This is a genomic window from Pseudomonas juntendi (genome assembly GCF_021560075.1).
GTDB classification, from domain to species: Bacteria; Pseudomonadota; Gammaproteobacteria; order Pseudomonadales; family Pseudomonadaceae; genus Aquipseudomonas; species Aquipseudomonas juntendi.
The window spans coordinates 972,707-989,250 of the sequence record NZ_CP091088.1; the positions used below are offsets into that span (position 1 = coordinate 972,707).

General features: G+C 62.9%; 20 protein-coding genes. 14 read left to right on the forward strand and 6 right to left on the reverse strand.

What is annotated here, in order from left to right; all coding sequences use genetic code 11:
- Positions 1 to 49 precede the first annotated feature (49 nt).
- The 6 genes from L1P09_RS04405 to L1P09_RS04430 form a co-directional block, all read right to left on the reverse strand.
- Entirely contained in the window at positions 50 to 1,543 is a 1,494-nt protein-coding gene (locus tag L1P09_RS04405; RefSeq protein ID WP_235768524.1) for an RNA polymerase factor sigma-54, read from the reverse strand.
- Between the two features lie 173 nt (positions 1,544 to 1,716).
- Positions 1,717 to 2,442 carry an LPS export ABC transporter ATP-binding protein gene (gene lptB / locus L1P09_RS04410; protein WP_010952146.1) on the reverse strand — a complete coding sequence of 242 codons (726 nt, stop codon included), beginning with the start codon at positions 2,440 to 2,442 and terminating at the stop codon, positions 1,717 to 1,719.
- On the reverse strand, positions 2,443 to 2,967 hold the full coding sequence (gene lptA, locus L1P09_RS04415) for a lipopolysaccharide transport periplasmic protein LptA (RefSeq protein ID WP_029887549.1): 525 nt from the start codon (positions 2,965 to 2,967) through the stop codon (positions 2,443 to 2,445).
- Complete coding sequence (gene lptC / locus L1P09_RS04420; protein WP_029887548.1) at positions 2,954 to 3,526, reverse strand: LPS export ABC transporter periplasmic protein LptC; 573 nt, start codon at positions 3,524 to 3,526, stop codon at positions 2,954 to 2,956. Before lptC ends, lptA begins: the two co-directional genes overlap by 14 nt.
- An 8-nt stretch (positions 3,527 to 3,534) precedes the next feature.
- A complete protein-coding gene (locus L1P09_RS04425) occupies positions 3,535 to 4,059 on the reverse strand; it encodes a KdsC family phosphatase (protein ID WP_009683034.1) in 525 nt (174 codons plus the stop codon).
- Positions 4,059 to 5,033, reverse strand: a complete 975-nt coding sequence (locus L1P09_RS04430) for a KpsF/GutQ family sugar-phosphate isomerase (RefSeq protein WP_054881447.1) — start codon at positions 5,031 to 5,033, stop codon at positions 4,059 to 4,061. The genes L1P09_RS04425 and L1P09_RS04430 overlap by 1 nt, the downstream gene beginning before the upstream one ends.
- A gap of 247 nt (positions 5,034 to 5,280) precedes the next feature.
- Between L1P09_RS04430 and L1P09_RS04435 the strand changes: the two genes are divergently transcribed.
- The 14 genes from L1P09_RS04435 (at position 5,281) to L1P09_RS04500 (ending at position 16,475) form a co-directional block, all read left to right on the forward strand.
- Positions 5,281 to 6,090: an ATP-binding cassette domain-containing protein gene (locus L1P09_RS04435; protein ID WP_009683032.1), complete on the forward strand. Its 810-nt coding sequence runs from the start codon at positions 5,281 to 5,283 to the stop codon at positions 6,088 to 6,090.
- Positions 6,090 to 6,887, forward strand: a complete 798-nt coding sequence (gene mlaE, locus L1P09_RS04440; RefSeq protein ID WP_009683031.1) for a lipid asymmetry maintenance ABC transporter permease subunit MlaE — start codon at positions 6,090 to 6,092, stop codon at positions 6,885 to 6,887. The genes L1P09_RS04435 and mlaE overlap by 1 nt, the downstream gene beginning before the upstream one ends.
- On the forward strand, positions 6,887 to 7,372 hold the full coding sequence (gene mlaD / locus L1P09_RS04445) for an outer membrane lipid asymmetry maintenance protein MlaD (RefSeq protein WP_009683030.1): 486 nt from the start codon (positions 6,887 to 6,889) through the stop codon (positions 7,370 to 7,372). Before mlaE ends, mlaD begins: the two co-directional genes overlap by 1 nt.
- A gap of 9 nt (positions 7,373 to 7,381) precedes the next feature.
- A complete protein-coding gene (locus tag L1P09_RS04450; protein WP_009683029.1) occupies positions 7,382 to 8,029 on the forward strand; it encodes an MlaC/ttg2D family ABC transporter substrate-binding protein in 648 nt (215 codons plus the stop codon).
- Entirely contained in the window at positions 8,026 to 8,328 is a 303-nt protein-coding gene (locus tag L1P09_RS04455; RefSeq protein ID WP_009683028.1) for an STAS domain-containing protein, read from the forward strand. The genes L1P09_RS04450 and L1P09_RS04455 overlap by 4 nt, the downstream gene beginning before the upstream one ends.
- Positions 8,329 to 8,445: 117 nt before the next feature.
- Complete coding sequence (locus L1P09_RS04460; RefSeq protein WP_003255121.1) at positions 8,446 to 8,685, forward strand: BolA family protein; 240 nt, start codon at positions 8,446 to 8,448, stop codon at positions 8,683 to 8,685.
- A gap of 23 nt (positions 8,686 to 8,708) precedes the next feature.
- Entirely contained in the window at positions 8,709 to 9,974 is a 1,266-nt protein-coding gene (gene murA, locus L1P09_RS04465; protein ID WP_009683027.1) for a UDP-N-acetylglucosamine 1-carboxyvinyltransferase, read from the forward strand.
- Between the two features lie 91 nt (positions 9,975 to 10,065).
- The gene (gene hisG, locus L1P09_RS04470) at positions 10,066 to 10,701 is read left to right on the forward strand and encodes an ATP phosphoribosyltransferase (protein ID WP_009683026.1); all 636 of its coding nucleotides are present in this window, start codon (positions 10,066 to 10,068) and stop codon (positions 10,699 to 10,701) included.
- A 134-nt stretch (positions 10,702 to 10,835) separates the two neighbouring features.
- Complete coding sequence (gene hisD, locus L1P09_RS04475) at positions 10,836 to 12,161, forward strand: histidinol dehydrogenase (RefSeq protein ID WP_029887545.1); 1,326 nt, start codon at positions 10,836 to 10,838, stop codon at positions 12,159 to 12,161.
- A 2-nt stretch (positions 12,162 to 12,163) separates the two neighbouring features.
- Complete coding sequence (gene hisC, locus L1P09_RS04480; protein ID WP_009683023.1) at positions 12,164 to 13,210, forward strand: histidinol-phosphate transaminase; 1,047 nt, start codon at positions 12,164 to 12,166, stop codon at positions 13,208 to 13,210.
- A 143-nt stretch (positions 13,211 to 13,353) separates the two neighbouring features.
- Complete coding sequence (locus L1P09_RS04485) at positions 13,354 to 14,001, forward strand: FadR/GntR family transcriptional regulator (protein WP_029887544.1); 648 nt, start codon at positions 13,354 to 13,356, stop codon at positions 13,999 to 14,001.
- 13 nt (positions 14,002 to 14,014) lie between these two features.
- Positions 14,015 to 15,295, forward strand: coding sequence for a CynX/NimT family MFS transporter (locus L1P09_RS04490; RefSeq protein WP_054881430.1), 1,281 nt, complete (start codon positions 14,015 to 14,017; stop codon positions 15,293 to 15,295).
- Positions 15,296 to 15,715: 420 nt separating this feature from the next.
- On the forward strand, positions 15,716 to 16,192 hold the full coding sequence (locus tag L1P09_RS04495; RefSeq protein ID WP_054881582.1) for a nuclear transport factor 2 family protein: 477 nt from the start codon (positions 15,716 to 15,718) through the stop codon (positions 16,190 to 16,192).
- On the forward strand, positions 16,185 to 16,475 hold the full coding sequence (locus L1P09_RS04500) for a GIY-YIG nuclease family protein (protein ID WP_054881583.1): 291 nt from the start codon (positions 16,185 to 16,187) through the stop codon (positions 16,473 to 16,475). The genes L1P09_RS04495 and L1P09_RS04500 overlap by 8 nt, the downstream gene beginning before the upstream one ends.
- Positions 16,476 to 16,544 lie beyond the last annotated feature (69 nt).

A 16,544-nucleotide genomic window follows, 5' to 3' on the forward strand; every position in this document is an offset into this window, starting at 1 on the left:
GAGGCAGGTTTTGCACCTGCCCCGCAAACGCTATGGCAGATCTCAGGGGCTACATCAGTCGCTTGCGCTCACTCGACGGTGCGATGCCGAGAGACTCGCGGTACTTGGCGACGGTGCGGCGGGCCACCTGGATGCCTTGTGCCTCCAGTAAACCAGCGATCTTGCTGTCACTCAATGGCTTTTTCTGATTTTCCGCTGCAACCAGTTTCTTGATGATCGCGCGGATCGCTGTAGACGAGCATTCTCCGCCTTCGGAGGTGCTGACGTGGCTGGAGAAAAAGTATTTCAGTTCGTAGATGCCGCGGGGCGTGTGCATGTATTTCTGCGTGGTCACCCGGGAAATGGTCGACTCGTGCATGCCCACCGCTTCTGCAATGTCATGCAGCACCAGCGGTTTCATCGCTTCGTCGCCATGATCGAGGAAGCCGCGCTGATGCTCGACGATCTGCGTGGCGACTTTCATCAGGGTTTCGTTGCGGCTTTGCAGGCTCTTGATGAACCAGCGCGCCTCCTGCAGCTGGTTGCGCATGAAGGTGTTGTCGGCACTGGTGTCGGCGCGGCGCACGAAGCCGGCGTATTGAGCGTTCACGCGCAGGCGCGGGATGGCTTCCTGGTTTAGTTCCACCAGCCAGCGGTCGCTGTCCTTGCGCACGATTACGTCCGGTACCACGTACTCGGGCTCGCTGGACTCGATCTGCGAACCCGGGCGCGGGTTGAGGCTTTGCACCAGTTCGATCACCTGGCGCAGTTCGTCTTCCTTGATTTTCATGCGCCGCATGAGCTGGCTGTAGTCGCGGCTGCCGAGCAAGTCGATGAAATCGCAGACCAGCCGTTTCGCCTCGTTCAGCCACGGCGTGCTGGCAGGCAGTTGGCGCAGTTGCAGCAACAGGCACTCGCCAAGGGTGCGTGCCGCGACGCCTGCCGGTTCGAACTGCTGAATGCGGTGCAGCACCGCTTCGACTTCGTCTAGCTCGATATCCAGCTCCGGGTCGAAGCCAGCGCAGATTTCTTCGAGGGTGTCTTCCAGGTAGCCCTGGCCGTTGATGCAGTCGATCAGGGTCACGGCGATCAGGCGGTCGGTATCCGACATCGGCGCCAGGTTCAGTTGCCACAGCAGGTGGCTTTGCAGGCTTTCGCCGGCCGATGTCCGCGTGGTGAAGTCCCACTCGTCGTCATCGTTGCTCGGAAGGCTGCTGGCGCTGGTCTGGTAGATGTCTTCCCAGGCGGTGTCGACCGGCAGCTCGTTGGGGATACGCTCGCTCCATTCACCGTCTTCGAGGTTGTCGGCACTGACCGTGCTTTCCTGGAAGCTGTTGTCCTGAACGTCGGCGGCCGGCTTGTTCTCGGCGTTGTCGGCCATCGGGTCGCTGTTGTCGAAGTCTTCGCCGTCTTCCTGGCGTTCGAGCATCGGGTTCGACTCCAGCGCCTCCTGGATTTCCTGTTGGAGGTCCAGGGTGGAAAGCTGGAGCAGGCGGATGGCCTGTTGCAACTGCGGTGTCATCGTCAGTTGCTGGCCCATTTTTAGGACGAGCGATGGTTTCATGGCTGGGGCTTAATACCTTGTTCGCCGGCGCGCATGCGCCATCCACTACACGAGGGCGCCGGGGCGCCAGATCAAGCAAGTTTTATGCCTTAAATCGTAGCGTTTGCCTAGAGTACGTAACAATTTTAACCCCGGCTTCAGGGCAGGTTGCCAGTACCCCAGGCAGGGGTGGGTCAGAGCCGGAACTCGTGGCCCAGGTAAACCTCTTTGACCAGTTCGTTGGCCAGGATGGTTTCGGCGTCGCCTTCGGCGATCAGCCGGCCATCGTTGACGATGTAGGCGGTCTCGCAGATATCCAGGGTTTCGCGCACGTTGTGGTCCGTGATCAGCACACCGATACCCTTGGCCTTGAGGTGGTGGATGATCTGCTTGATGTCACCGACCGAGATCGGGTCCACGCCGGCGAAGGGTTCGTCCAGCAGGATGAACTTGGGCGCGGTCGCCAGGGCGCGGGCGATCTCGACACGGCGGCGTTCGCCACCGGACAGGCTCATGCCGAGGTTGTCGCGGATGTGGCTGATGTGGAACTCCTGCAGCAGGCTTTCCAGTTCCTTGCGCCGGCCATCGCGGTCGAGGTCCTTGCGGGTCTCGAGGATGGCCATGATGTTGTCGGCCACCGAAAGCTTGCGGAAGATCGAGGCTTCCTGCGGCAGGTAGCCGATGCCGGCGCGCGCGCGGCCGTGCATGGGCTGGTGGCTGACATCGAGGTTGTCGATCAGGACACGACCCTGCTCGGCCTGGACCAGGCCGACGATCATGTAGAAGCAGGTGGTCTTGCCGGCACCGTTCGGGCCGAGCAATCCGACGATCTGGCCGCTGTCGATCGACAGGCTGACATCACGTACGACCTGGCGCCCCTTGTAGCTTTTGGCCAGGTGCTGGGCTTTTAGGGTTGCCATTTACTCGGCCTTCTTCTTGGGCTGGATCACCATGTCGATGCGCTGACGTGGCTGGGTCACGTTACCGCCACGGCCGGCGGTAGCCACCTGCGACTTGGTGTTGTAGACGATCTTCTCGCCCTCGGTGGTGTTGCCTTCGTTCTCGACCTTGGCGCGGTCGGTGAGGATCACGGTGTCTTTTTGCGCCTGGTATTGGATGGTCACTGCCCAGCCCTTCATCTTGTCGGGCTTGGCGGCGCTCTGCTGCTGCTCGAAGTAGGCCAGGTTGCCAACCGAAGTGACCACGTCGATGTCGCCGTTGGCGGCGCGGGTCATGGTCACGGTATTGCCTTTGATCATCATCGAGCCTTGAGTGATGATCACGTCACCGGTGTACGTCGCGACACCCTGCTTGTCGTCCAGATGCGCGTTGTCGGCCTGGATACGGATTGGCTGGTCACGGTCATTCGGCAGGGCGAAGGCGCTCGCGCTTCCCAGTGCTGCGCTCAGGCTGAGCAAAAGGGGGAGGGTTTTAACGAGCCTCATACTGTCCTCTTACGTTAGAGAGCAAGTCCATCTTGCCTTCTTTCAAATACGCTTTCATGCCCTTGCCCGTGGTTGTGCCACCGGCGCCGTCGATTCTAACGGCTTGCTCGGTCTGCGCATATTGCTTCTGCGGGAATACGGTCATGCGTGAGCTGGTGATGATGGTGTCGCGTTGCTTTTCGTCGGTGCGGGCAACGCGGACCTTGTTGATCAGTTCGACCTCGTTGCCGTCCGGGCTGACCTCGGCGCGCTCGCTCTGAACATGCCACGGGTATTCGGTGCCGCGGTAAAGGCGCAGGTCGGGCGTGGTCACCAGGGTAACTTCGGTCGCCTTGACGTGCTCGACCTTGTCGGCGGTCATTTCGTACTGCAATTTGCCGTCCGGCAAGAACTGCACACTATGGGCGTTGATCGCATAGTAGTCGATGGCGCTTTCGTCGACCTGGGCCACAGGCTGGTCGAGGAAGCTTTCAGGGCTGACATTCCAGTAGCCAATGGCAGCGAGCACGGCAGCAATCACCGCCAGCAGCGCAATATTGCGGACCTTCTTGCTGAACATGGGCGGCCTTACAAGTAGTTGGCGTTGGCAGCGTCCAGGGTGCCCTGGGCCTGCATGATCAGTTCGCAGAACTCGCGGGCAGCGCCTTCGCCGCCGCGCGCCTGGGTCACGCCGTGGGCATGCTGGCGAACGAAGGGCGCGGCGTTGGCCACTGCCATACCCAGACCGACGCGGCGAATCACCGGCAGGTCGGGCAGGTCGTCGCCCAGGTAGGCGACCTGTTCATAGCTTAGGCCGAGTTCGGCAAGCAGCCCGTCAAGAACCACCAATTTGTCTTCGCGGCCCTGAAACAGGTGCGCGATACCCAGGTTCGCAGCCCGCCGCTCGACCACCGGGGTCTTGCGCCCGCTGATGATGGCCGTGGTCACGCCCGACGCCATGAGCATCTTGATGCCCTGGCCGTCGAGGGTATTGAAGGTCTTGAATTCGCTGCCGTCTTCGAGAAAGTACAGTCGCCCATCGGTCAGTACGCCGTCGACATCGAACACGGCCAGCTTGATGGCCTGGCCACGTTGCATGAGATTCTGGCTCATCACATAACTCCTGCACGCAACAGGTCGTGCATGTTCAGGGCACCTGTCGGCCGGTCGTCCTGGTCGACGACCACCAGTGCGTTGATTTTGTTGTCTTCCATGATTTTAAGGGCCTCGGCGGCGAGCATTTCGGCCCGTGCAGTTTTGCCATGCACGGTCATGACGTGGTCGATCAACGTGGTATGCACGTCGATATTGCGGTCCAGGCTGCGGCGCAGGTCTCCATCGGTGAAGATACCGGCCAGCTTGCCGTCTGCCTCGAGCACAGCGGTCATGCCCAGCCCTTTGCGCGACATTTCCAGCAGGGCATCCTTGAGCAACGTGCCACGCAGCACCTTGGGCAACTGGTCACCGCTGTGCATCACATGCTCGACCTTCAGCAGCAGCCGCCGCCCCAAGGCGCCGCCAGGGTGCGAAAAGGCAAAGTCCTCGGCAGTGAACCCGCGCGCTTCGAGCAGGGCAATGGCCAGCGCGTCACCCAACACCAGTGCCGCAGTGGTCGAGGAGGTAGGGGCAAGGTTCAGCGGGCAGGCCTCCTGTGCGACCCGGGCATCCAGGTTCACCTCTGCTGCCTGGGCCAGGGTGGAGTCCGGGTTGCCGGTAAGGCTGATGAGGGTGATGCCCAGGCGCTTGATCAGCGGCAGCAACGTGACGATCTCGGCCGTGCTGCCTGAGTTGGACAGCGCCAGGATGATATCGTTGCCGGTGATCATGCCCATGTCGCCATGGCTGGCTTCGGCCGGGTGCACGAAAAACGCGGGGGTGCCGGTGCTGGCGAGGGTCGCGGCAATTTTGTTGCCGATATGCCCGGACTTGCCCATGCCAAGCACCACGACGCGGCCCTGGCTGGCCAGGATCAGTTCGCAGGCTTTGACGAAATGCTCGTCGATGCGCGCCAGCAGGCCCTCTACGGCCTCGAGTTCCAGGCGCACGGTGCGCTGTGCGGATTGAATCAGCTCGCTGGATTGGCTCATGTCGATAAAGCACTGCCTGATGAAAAGTCGGCGATTATAGCCGCAATCGACGAAACCCTCACCTTTTCCATCTGCCTGGTCACGGGCGCCCCAGCCTGTCTCGTAGCTGAACGGGGCATGCATGACCTTGGGGGCGCGCGGGCAGCGGTGCTATAGTTCGCCGCTATTCGGCCTGCCAAGGGCGCGTGTGCCTTCTGCAGGGAGGCTGGCGTCCATAAGGACGAGGCTGCATCAGCAAGGAGTCTAGATGAGTGTGGATAGCGCCTACGCGGTGGAATTGAAGGGTGTTACCTTCAAGCGCGGTTCGCGTAGCATTTTCAGCAACGTCGATATTCGCATCCCGCGCGGCAAGGTCACCGGCATCATGGGGCCATCGGGTTGCGGCAAGACCACGTTGCTTCGCCTGATGGGCGCGCAGCTGCGCCCCGCCAGTGGTGAGGTATGGGTCGCCGGGCAGAACCTGCCGACGCTGTCGCGCAGCGACCTGTTCGACGCCCGCAAGCAGATGGGCGTGCTGTTTCAGAGCGGCGCGCTGTTCACCGACCTCGATGTGTTCGAGAACGTCGCATTTCCGCTGCGCGTGCATACCCAGCTTGCAGACGACATGATCCGTGACATCGTGTTGATGAAACTGCAGGCCGTGGGGCTTCGTGGGGCCATCGACCTGATGCCCGATGAGCTGTCCGGTGGCATGAAGCGCCGCGTGGCGCTGGCCCGGGCAATCGCCCTGGACCCGCAGATCCTCATGTACGACGAGCCGTTCGTCGGGCAGGACCCGATTGCCATGGGGGTACTGGTGCGCTTGATCCGCCTGCTCAACGATGCCTTGGGCATTACCAGCATCGTGGTGTCCCATGACCTCGCAGAAACCGCCAGCATCGCCGACTACATCTATGTGGTGGGCGACGGCCAGGTGCTGGGGCAGGGTACCCCCGATGAGCTGATGGGCTCGGACAACCCGCGGATCCGCCAGTTCATGAAAGGCGACCCGGATGGCCCGGTGCCGTTCCATTTCCCTGCGCCTGACTACAGCGCCGACCTGCTGGGGGCGCGTTGATGCGCAGAAAATCCTTACTCGAACGTGTCCGGCTGCTGGGCCGCTCGGCCATCGACGTGGTGGCGGTACTCGGGCGTTCCTGCCTGTTCCTGTTCCATGCCCTGGTCGGGCGCGGCGGCATTGGCGGTGGCTTCCAACTGCTGATCAGGCAGCTGTACTCGGTGGGCGTGCTGTCGCTGGCGATCGTCGTCGTGTCCGGGGTGTTCATCGGCATGGTGCTGGCGCTGCAGGGCTACAGCATCCTCACCAAGTACGGCTCCGAGCAGGCCGTGGGCCAGATGGTGGCCCTGACCCTGTTGCGGGAACTTGGGCCGGTGGTCACGGCGTTGCTGTTCGCGGGCCGTGCCGGTTCTGCACTGACTGCCGAAATCGGCAACATGAAGTCCACCGAGCAGTTGTCCAGCCTGGAGATGATCGGCGTCGACCCGCTCAAGTACATCGTGGCGCCACGCTTGTGGGCCGGTTTCATCTCGTTGCCGCTGCTGGCGCTGATCTTCAGTGTGGTCGGTATCTGGGGGGGGTCGTGGGTCGCCGTGGACTGGCTGGGCGTATACGAGGGCTCGTTCTGGGCCAACATGCAGAACAGTGTTTCGTTCACCGACGACGTGCTCAACGGGCTGATCAAGAGCCTGGTGTTCGCATTCGTCGCGACCTGGATCGCCGTATTCCAGGGGTACGACTGTGAGCCCACTTCAGAAGGGATCAGCCGTGCAACCACCAAGACCGTGGTCTATGCCTCGTTGGCAGTGCTGGGTCTGGACTTTATTCTGACCGCCTTGATGTTTGGAGATTTCTGATGCAAAACCGCACCCTGGAAATCGGTGTCGGCCTGTTCCTGCTGGCCGGGATCCTGGCGCTGCTGCTGCTGGCCCTGCGTGTCAGCGGGCTGTCGGCCAGCCCGAGCAGCGATACCTATAAAGTTTATGCCTATTTCGACAATATCGCCGGTTTGACGGTCAGAGCCAAGGTGACCATGGCGGGCGTGACCATCGGCAAGGTCACCGCCATCGATCTGGACCGTGATTCCTATACCGGTCGGGTGACCCTGCAGCTGGACAAGTCGGTGGACAACCTGCCGACCGACTCCACTGCCTCGATCCTGACCGCCGGTCTGCTCGGCGAGAAGTACATCGGTATCAGCGTGGGCGGTGAGGAAGACGTGCTCAAGGATGGCTCGACCATTCACGACACCCAGTCTGCCCTGGTGCTGGAAGACCTGATAGGCAAGTTCCTGCTCAACTCCGTTGGCAAGGAACCGAAAGAAGCGCAACCGGCTAATTGAGGAGTTTCCATGATTTCGATCTTGCGACGTGGCCTGCTGGTGTTGCTGGCGGCTTTCCCCCTGATGACCTTGGCCGCGCAGTCGCCGCATGACGTGGTTCAGGGCACCACCACCGAGTTGCTGGGTGAACTCAAGGCCAACAAAGAGCAGTACAAGGCCAACCCACAAGCGTTCTACGACACCCTTGACCGGATTCTCGCGCCGGTGGTCGATGCCGACGGTATTTCCCGCAGCATCATGACCGTCAAGTACTCGCGCAAGGCCACGCCCGAGCAGATGCAGCGCTTCCAGGAAAACTTCAAGCGCAGCCTGTTCCAGTTCTACGGCAATGCGTTGCTGGAGTACAACAACCAGGGGATCGTCGTCGACCCGGCCAAGGCCGATGATGGCAAGCGCGCTTCGGTGGGCATGAAGGTTACCGGCAACAATGGCGCCGTGTACCCGGTGCAGTACACCCTGGAAAACCTGGGTGGCGAGTGGAAGGTGCGTAACGTCATCGTCAACGGCATCAACATCGGCAAGCTGTTCCGTGACCAGTTCGCCGACGCCATGCAGCGCAACGGCAACAACCTGGACAAGACCATCGACGGCTGGGCCGGCGAAGTGGCCAAGGCCAAGCAGGCCGCCGACAACTCGCCAGAAAAGGCGGTGAAATGAGTGAGGCCGCGGTAAGCATGGCTGAGCCGGGCGTGCTGAGCCTGTCCGGCGTGCTGGACTATCGCAGCGGGCCGCAGTTGCGCAAGCAAGGCAAGGCGCTGATCACTGCCAGCCGGGATGCGCAACTGGTGCTCGATTGCTCGGGCGTGCTGCGCTCCACCAGTGTCGGCCTGTCGTTGCTGCTGTCGTTCATGCGCGATGCCCAGGCCGCAGGCAAGGCCTGTCGGGTGCGGGGCATGCCCGACGACATGCGGGAAATTGCCGAGGTCTACGACCTCGATCAAGTGCTGGCGACCTGATGGCCCGGCACGGATGACGGCCCCTCGGTCAGCGAAGCCCTCGTTGGGCTTCGCAGGCGAGGGGCTTTTTTGTATGATGGCCGACCCGTGCGCATCGGGCGCCGATTGAGGTTGAGCATGCAGGCCGTAGAAGTTAAAAGCTTCCTTGAAGAGAAATTGCCGGGTTCCCGGGTCGAAGTTGAAGGCGAAGGCTGCAACTTCCAGTTGAACGTGATCAGCGACGAGTTGGCTGGCCTGAGCCCGGTCAAACGTCAGCAGGCTATCTATGCTCATCTGAATCCATGGATCGCCAATGGCAGCATCCATGCGGTAACCATGAAATTTTTCAGCAGCGCAGCCTGGGCTGAGCGCACCTGAGCCAACTTGGCGGCGAGATTCCAATGGACAAACTGATTATTACTGGCGGCGCTCGTCTTGATGGCGAGATCCGTATTTCGGGTGCGAAGAACGCGGCCCTGCCGATTCTGGCGGCGACCCTGCTGGCCGATGGCCCGGTCACCGTAGGCAACCTGCCGCACCTGCACGACATCACCACCATGATCGAGCTGTTCGGCCGCATGGGCATCGAGCCTGTGATCGACGAAAAGCTGGCGGTGGAAATCGACCCCCGCACCATCAAGACCCTGGTCGCGCCGTACGAGCTGGTCAAGACCATGCGCGCCTCGATCCTGGTGCTGGGCCCGATGGTCGCCCGCTTCGGCGAGGCCGAGGTGGCACTGCCTGGCGGTTGCGCGATCGGTTCGCGCCCGGTCGACCTGCACATCCGTGGTCTGGAGGCCATGGGTGCGAAGATCGAGGTCGAAGCCGGCTACATCAAGGCCAAGGCGCCTGAGGGCGGCCTGCGCGGTGCGCATTTCTTCTTCGACACCGTCAGCGTGACCGGTACCGAAAACATCATGATGGCCGCAGCGCTGGCCAAAGGCCGCAGCGTGCTGCAGAACGCTGCGCGTGAGCCGGAGGTGGTCGACCTGGCCAACTTCATCAACGCCATGGGCGGCAAGGTGCAAGGTGCCGGTACCGACACCATCACCATCGATGGCGTCGAGCGCCTGGCGTCGGCCAGCTACCGTGTGATGCCGGACCGTATCGAGACCGGTACCTACCTGGTTGCCGCTGCCGTGACCGGTGGCCGCGTCAAGGTCAAGGATACCGACCCGACCATCCTTGAGGCCGTGCTGGAAAAGCTCAAGGAAGCCGGCGCCGAGATCACCACCGGTGAAGACTGGATCGAGCTCGACATGCAGGGCAAGCGGCCAAAAGCCGTGAACCTGCGTACTGCGCCGTACCCGGCGTTCCCCACCGACATGCAGGCGCAGTTCATCTCGCTGAACGCCATTGCCGAAGGCACCGGTGCCGTCATCGAAACCATCTTCGAAAACCGTTTCATGCACGTGTACGAAATGCACCGCATGGGGGCGCAGATCCAGGTCGAAGGCAACACCGCGATCGTTACCGGTGTACCGGCCCTCAAAGGCGCCCCGGTCATGGCCACCGACCTGCGCGCGTCGGCCAGCCTGGTGCTCTCGGCGCTGGTGGCCGAAGGTGACACGCTGATCGACCGCATCTACCACATTGACCGTGGCTACGAGTGCATCGAAGAAAAACTGCAGATGCTCGGCGCGAAAATCCGCCGCGTACCGGGCTGATCGCCCTCTGGTGCAAGGACGCACCGTTCGAATTGAAAGCGGCCAGGTCCCTGACCTGGCCAGCAGTAGCCGCTTAAGGACCGACGTTCCAATGTTGACCATCGCGCTTTCCAAAGGCCGTATTCTCGACGATACCTTGCCGTTGCTGGCCGAGGCCGGCATCGTGCCGACCGAGAACCCGGACAAGAGCCGCAAACTGATCATCCCTACCACGCAGGACGACGTACGCCTGCTGATCGTGCGTGCTACCGACGTGCCGACCTATGTCGAGCATGGTGCTGCCGACCTGGGTGTGGCCGGCAAGGACGTGCTGATGGAGTACGGCGGCCAGGGCCTGTACGAGCCACTGGACCTGCAGATTGCCCGCTGCAAGCTGATGACCGCAGGCGTGGTCGGCGCCCCTGAGCCCAAGGGCCGCCTGCGCGTGGCCACCAAGTTCGTCAACGTCGCCAAGCGTTACTACGCCGAACAGGGCCGCCAGGTCGACATCATCAAGCTGTACGGCTCGATGGAGCTGGCACCGCTGATCAACCTCGCCGACAAGATCATCGACGTGGTGGATACCGGCAACACCCTGCGGGCCAATGGCCTGGAGCCCCAGGAAATGATCGCCACGATCAGCTCGCGCCTGGTGGTCAACAAGGCCTCCATGAAGATGCAGCACGCCCGCATCCAGAGCCTTATCGACACGCTGCGCGCGGCGGTCGAATCGCGACACCGCGGTTAATTCCCTACCGATTGCGCGCGGCCGTTGCTGCCGCGCCCATCTATCCGCGTCATAGCCACTTTTCTCGGGTGCCCGCGCGGATGGACTGGTAGCCTAGGGCGCCTGAGCATTCGCTAATCATCGAGGCCCTCGCCATGACCGTGTCCACTGCAATTGCCCGTCTCAACGCTGCTGATCCGGATTTCGCCCGACATCTGGATCATCTGCTGAGCTGGGAAAGTGTGTCCGATGACGCGGTCAACCAGCGCGTGCTGGACATCATCAAGGCCGTGCGCGAGCGTGGCGACGCAGCGCTGGTGGAGTTCACCCAGCGTTTCGATGGCGTTCAGGCCACATCGATCGATGACCTGATCCTCGATCGCGAGCGCCTGGAGCTGGCGCTGACCCGTATCACCCCCGTACAGCGCCAGGCCCTGGAAAAGGCCGCCGAACGTGTGCGCATCTACCATGAGCGGCAGAAGCAGGATTCCTGGCAGTACACCGAAGCCGACGGCACCGTACTGGGGCAGAAGGTTACCCCGCTGGATCGGGCCGGCCTGTATGTGCCCGGCGGCAAGGCCTCGTACCCCTCGTCGGTGCTGATGAATGCCATCCCGGCCAAGGTGGCCGGCGTGGCCGAAGTGGTGATGGTGGTGCCGACCCCGCGCGGTGAGGTCAACGAGCTGGTGCTGGCCGCTGCCTGCATCGCTGGTGTCGACCGCGTGTTCACTGTCGGTGGCGCCCAGGCGGTCGCGGCACTGGCCTATGGCACCGAAAGCGTGCCACAGGTCGACAAGATCGTCGGCCCGGGCAACATCTACGTCGCCACTGCCAAGCGCCATGTATTTGGCCAGGTGGGCATCGACATGATCGCCGGGCCTTCGGAAATCCTGGTGGTGTGCGACGGTCAGACCGACCCGGACTGGATCGCCATGGACCTGTTCTCCCAGGCCGAACACGACGAAGACGCACAGGCCATTCTGGTCAGCCCGGATGCCGCCTTCCTCGACCGTGTCGCTGCCAGTATCGACAAGCTGCTGCCGACCATGGAGCGTGCGCAAATCATCCAGAAGTCGGTCAACGGCCGTGGTGCATTGATCCAGGTAAAAGACATGCAGCAGGCCATGGACGTGGCCAACCGCATTGCCCCCGAGCACCTGGAGCTGTCGGTGGCCGACCCGCAGGCCTGGCTGCCGCACATTCGCCACGCCGGGGCGATCTTCATGGGCCGCCACACCAGCGAAGCACTGGGTGATTACTGCGCCGGCCCCAACCACGTGTTGCCAACCTCCGGCACTGCACGCTTCTCGTCGCCGTTGGGTGTGTACGACTTCCAGAAGCGGTCGTCGATCATCTTCTGCTCCGAGCAAGGCGCGTCCGAACTGGGCCAGACTGCCTCCGTGCTGGCCCGTGGCGAATCGCTGACCGCGCACGCCCGAAGCGCTGAATACCGCATCCTGACCCAACAGAAGGGGAACTGAACATGAGCCGATTCTGGAGCCCCTTCGTCAAGGACCTGGTGCCTTACGTGCCGGGCGAGCAGCCCAAACTGGCGCGGCTGGTCAAGCTGAACACCAACGAGAACCCCTACGGCCCGTCGCCCAAGGCGCTGGAGGCCATGCGCGCGGAGCTGAACGACAACCTGCGCCTGTACCCCGATCCTAACGGTGACCGCCTGAAGCAGGCGGTGGCCGAGTATTACGGCGTTACCCCGGCGCAAGTGTTTGTCGGCAATGGTTCGGACGAGGTGCTGGCGCACATCTTCCACGGCCTGTTCCAGCACGATGCACCGTTGTTGTTCCCCGATATCAGCTACAGCTTCTACCCGGTGTACTGTGGTCTCTACGGCATCGCGTTCGAGCAGGTAGCCCTGGACGAGCAGTTCCAGATCCGTATCGAGGACTACAACAAGCCCAATGCCGGGATCATCTTCCCCAACCCTAACGCGCCTACGGGTTGCCTGATGCCACTGCAGGCGGTAGAGCAACTGCTGCAGGCCAACCGTGACTCGGTGGTGGTGGTGGATGAAGCGTACATCGACTTCGGCGGCGAAACCGCCATCAGCCTGGTCGACCGCTACGACAACCTGCTGGTGACCCAGACCTTGTCCAAATCGCGCTCGTTGGCGGGGCTGCGTGTCGGCTTGGCCGTGGGGCACCCGGACCTGATCGAGGCATTGGAGCGCATCAAGAACAGCTTCAACTCCTACCCGCTGGACCGTGCGGCCATTGTTGGCGCTGCCGCGGCTTTCGAGGACCGAGAGTACTTCGAGCAAACCTGCCGCAAGGTGATCGACAGCCGCGAGGCGTTGGTTGGCCAGCTACAGGCCAAGGGCTTCGAAGTGCTGCCGTCGGCGGCCAACTTCATTTTCGCGCGCCACCCGCAACAGGATGCCGCCGAGTTGGCAGCGCGCTTGCGCGAGCAGGGCGTCATCGTGCGCCACTTCAAGCAGGCACGTATCGCCCAGTTCCTGCGGATCACCATTGGCACCCCGGAGATGAACCAGGCGCTGCTGGATGCCTTGAACTGACTGGGCCCTTTTTAGTGCCTGTCACACCGAGCGCCGCCCGCGCGGCGCTTGGTGCCTACTCAAAAACAATTCTGTGAAGCGTTGCAGCCTGTTGATTCAGCGCTTATGGCTAGCCCTAATTCGTCCGATGACTGGATGTATCGATGTCGTTATTGATCAAGCGCTCCCTCGTCGAGCAGGCCGTTGAGCAACTGCGTGAGCGCATCGCACAGGGTGACTGGCAGATAGGCCAGCGCCTGCCGACCGAGCCGGAACTGGCCCTGCAACTGGGCATCAGCCGTAACACCGTGCGCGAAGCCATGCGCGTGCTGGCCTTCAGCGGCCTGGTCGAAGTACGCCAAGGCGACGGCAGCTACCTGCGTACTTCGCAGGACCCGTTGCTGGCGATGCAGGCCATGGCCCGCTGTACCGCCGAGCAGGCCCGTGAAACCCGCCACATTCTCGAGGCGGAGGCGATTGGCCTGGCCGCGCTGCGGCGCACCGATGCAGACCTGCAAGGGCTGCGCGAAGCGCTGGCCGGCAGCGCCGGGCATTTTCATGGTGATGTCGATCACTACATAAGGTGCGACCTGGTGTTTCACCAGCGGCTGGTCGATGCCGCCCACAACCCCGCCCTCAGCGAGCTTTACCGCTATTTCTCCGGCGTGGTCGCGGCGGCGCTGCAGCACAGCATGGCGACCGTGCCGCGCTGCCAGGCCACGTTCGATCTGCATGGGCAGATCCTCGACGCCATCGAACAGCGTGATGCGGACCGGGCCAAGCGCCTGAGCCGTACCCTCATCGAATCCTGACCCCGAGAACACCATGGCTGAGTCCCTACCCCGCAACACCCCACCGCACGCGCGTGACCTCGATGAACTGCTGATCGACGCCGAGGCCGACGACGAGCAAATCCAACAGCAGCCGGTGCAATTACGTCGGCCGTGGCTGCTGTTGCTCGGCCTGGTGCTGGTGGCGCTGAACCTGCGCCCGGCGCTGTCGAGCATGGCGCCCGTGTTGGGCCAGGTGTCCGAAAGCCTGGGGCTGAACGCTTCGCAAGCCGGTTTGCTGACCACCTTGCCGGTGTTGTGCCTGGGGCTGTTTGCGCCGCTGGCACCGATGCTGGCAAGGCGCTTTGGCAGTGAGCGGGTGATCGTCGGCATTCTGCTCACCCTGGCGTTGGGCATTGTCGTGCGCAGCAGTTTGGGCGTGGCGGGGGTGTTTCTAGGCAGCCTGATGGCTGGCGCCAGCATCGGCATCATCGGGGTGTTGTTGCCCGGTATCGTCAAGCGCGACTTCCCCCAGCACGCAGGCACGCTGACCGGGGTGTACACCATGGCCTTGTGCCTGGGCGCGGCCATGGCGGCGGGTGCCACCGTGCCCTTGGCCAGCCATTTCGGTGGCAGCTGGGCGTTGGGCCTGGGCTTCTGGGTGCTCCCGGCGCTGCTGGCCATGCTGGTCTGGCTGCCACAAGCCCGCCAGGGGCACGGCCTGCACAAGGTGGCATACCGCGTGCGTGGCCTCTGGCGTGACCCGTTGGCCTGGCAGGTGACCCTGTACATGGGCCTGCAGTCGTCGCTGGCCTACATCGTGTTTGGCTGGCTGCCGTCGATCCTGATCGGTCGTGGCCTGAGCCCGACCCAGGCCGGCCTGGTCCTTTCCGGGTCGGTCATCGTGCAGTTGCTGAGTTCGCTGAGCGCGCCGTGGCTGGCCACTCGCGGCAAGGACCAGCGGCTGGCAATCGTGGTGGTCATGCTGACCACTCTGGCGGGCCTGTTCGGTTGCCTGTATGCCCCGCTTTCCGGGCTGTGGGGCTGGGCCGTGGTGCTGGGCCTGGGGCAGGGTGGTACATTTGCCCTGGCGCTGACCTTGATCGTGTTGCGCTCGAAGGACGCCCACGTGGCGGCCAACCTGTCGAGCATGGCCCAAGGCGTGGGTTATACCCTGGCGTCGATGGGGCCGTTCGCGGTGGGGTTGGTGCATGACCTGACGGGCGGCTGGGCGGCCGTGGGCTGGATCTTCGCTGTGCTTGGCGTCGGCGCCATCGTCTTCGGGTTGGGGGCCGGGCGGGCTTTGCATGTGCAGGTGACCAGCGAAAAAGTCTGAATCTGTGCTGGGCAGCACCGGCCCTGTCGCCGGCAAGCCAGCTCCCACAGGGATCGCCTTAGGGCTGACAGGTGTTTGCCACAAGGTATGGCAGCGCCTGTTAGAGCGAGCGCCGCCCGCGCGGCGCAATCGCGAGCTGCGCTCGCTCCTACGTTTGTTTCGGGCCAGTAACCCCTGTGACAGGCGCGCGCGGCCGCCTTGTTTGTACGGCGCGATATTGAGGCATGCACCAAGGCGTTCGCGCGCGAATCCCACAGGAATAATTGGCCCGAAACAAACGTAGGAGCGAGCGCAGCTCGCGATTGCGCCGCGCGGGCGGCGCTCGATCTCACAGCCGCTGAAGATGCTGCGGCGGAAGCTGGCATAAGCAACCGGGTCAGATTATCGTGCTGCTTTCGACCCCAGGATGGACCAGCCCCCATGTGTGACGCCCACCGCGATTTGATTACGCGCTTCTACCAGGCCTTCCAGCGCCTGGACGCCGAGGCAATGATCGCCTGCTACAGCGACGATATCGTTTTCAGCGACCCAGTTTTCGGTACGCTGCGTGGCAAGGACGCGGGCGACATGTGGCGCATGCTGACCACGCGCGCCAAAGACTTCACCCTCACCTTCGACAGCGTACGCGCCGACGAGCGCAGCGGTGCCGCACACTGGGTGGCGACCTACCTGTTCAGCCAGACGGGGCGGGTGGTGGTCAATGATATCCAGGCACGCTTCATCATCCGCGATGGCTTGATCTGCCAGCACGACGATACGTTCGACCTGTGGCGCTGGTCGCGGCAGGCGTTGGGCATGCCAGGGGTATTGCTGGGTTGGTCGCCGCTGGTGCAGAACAAGGTTCGCGCACAGGCCTTCAAAGGGTTGCGCGCGTTCCAGCAGGCCCAGGGTGTGTGAAGCTGCCCCCGCAAGCGTTGGCAAGCCTTGGTATGTCTACCTGGTCAGGGCGGCCAACGGTTCGTTGTATTGCGGGGTCAGTGATGACCCGCAGCGGCGTTTTCTGGCCCATCAGAAAGGGCGGGGGGCACGGTACTTCAAGACCAGCCCGGCACAGGCGCTGGTGTATGTCGAGCAATGGCCGGACAAGGGCGAGGCATTGCGCCAGGAGCGGTTGGTGAAACGGCTGCGCAAGTCGGCGAAAGAGGCTTTGGTGGCGGCTTATCTGATGGGTTCGGCTTGAGGGTGCTGGGGCCGCTTTGCGGCCCATCGCGACGCAAGGCCGCTCCTACAAGAGGTCGCGATGCTTGCA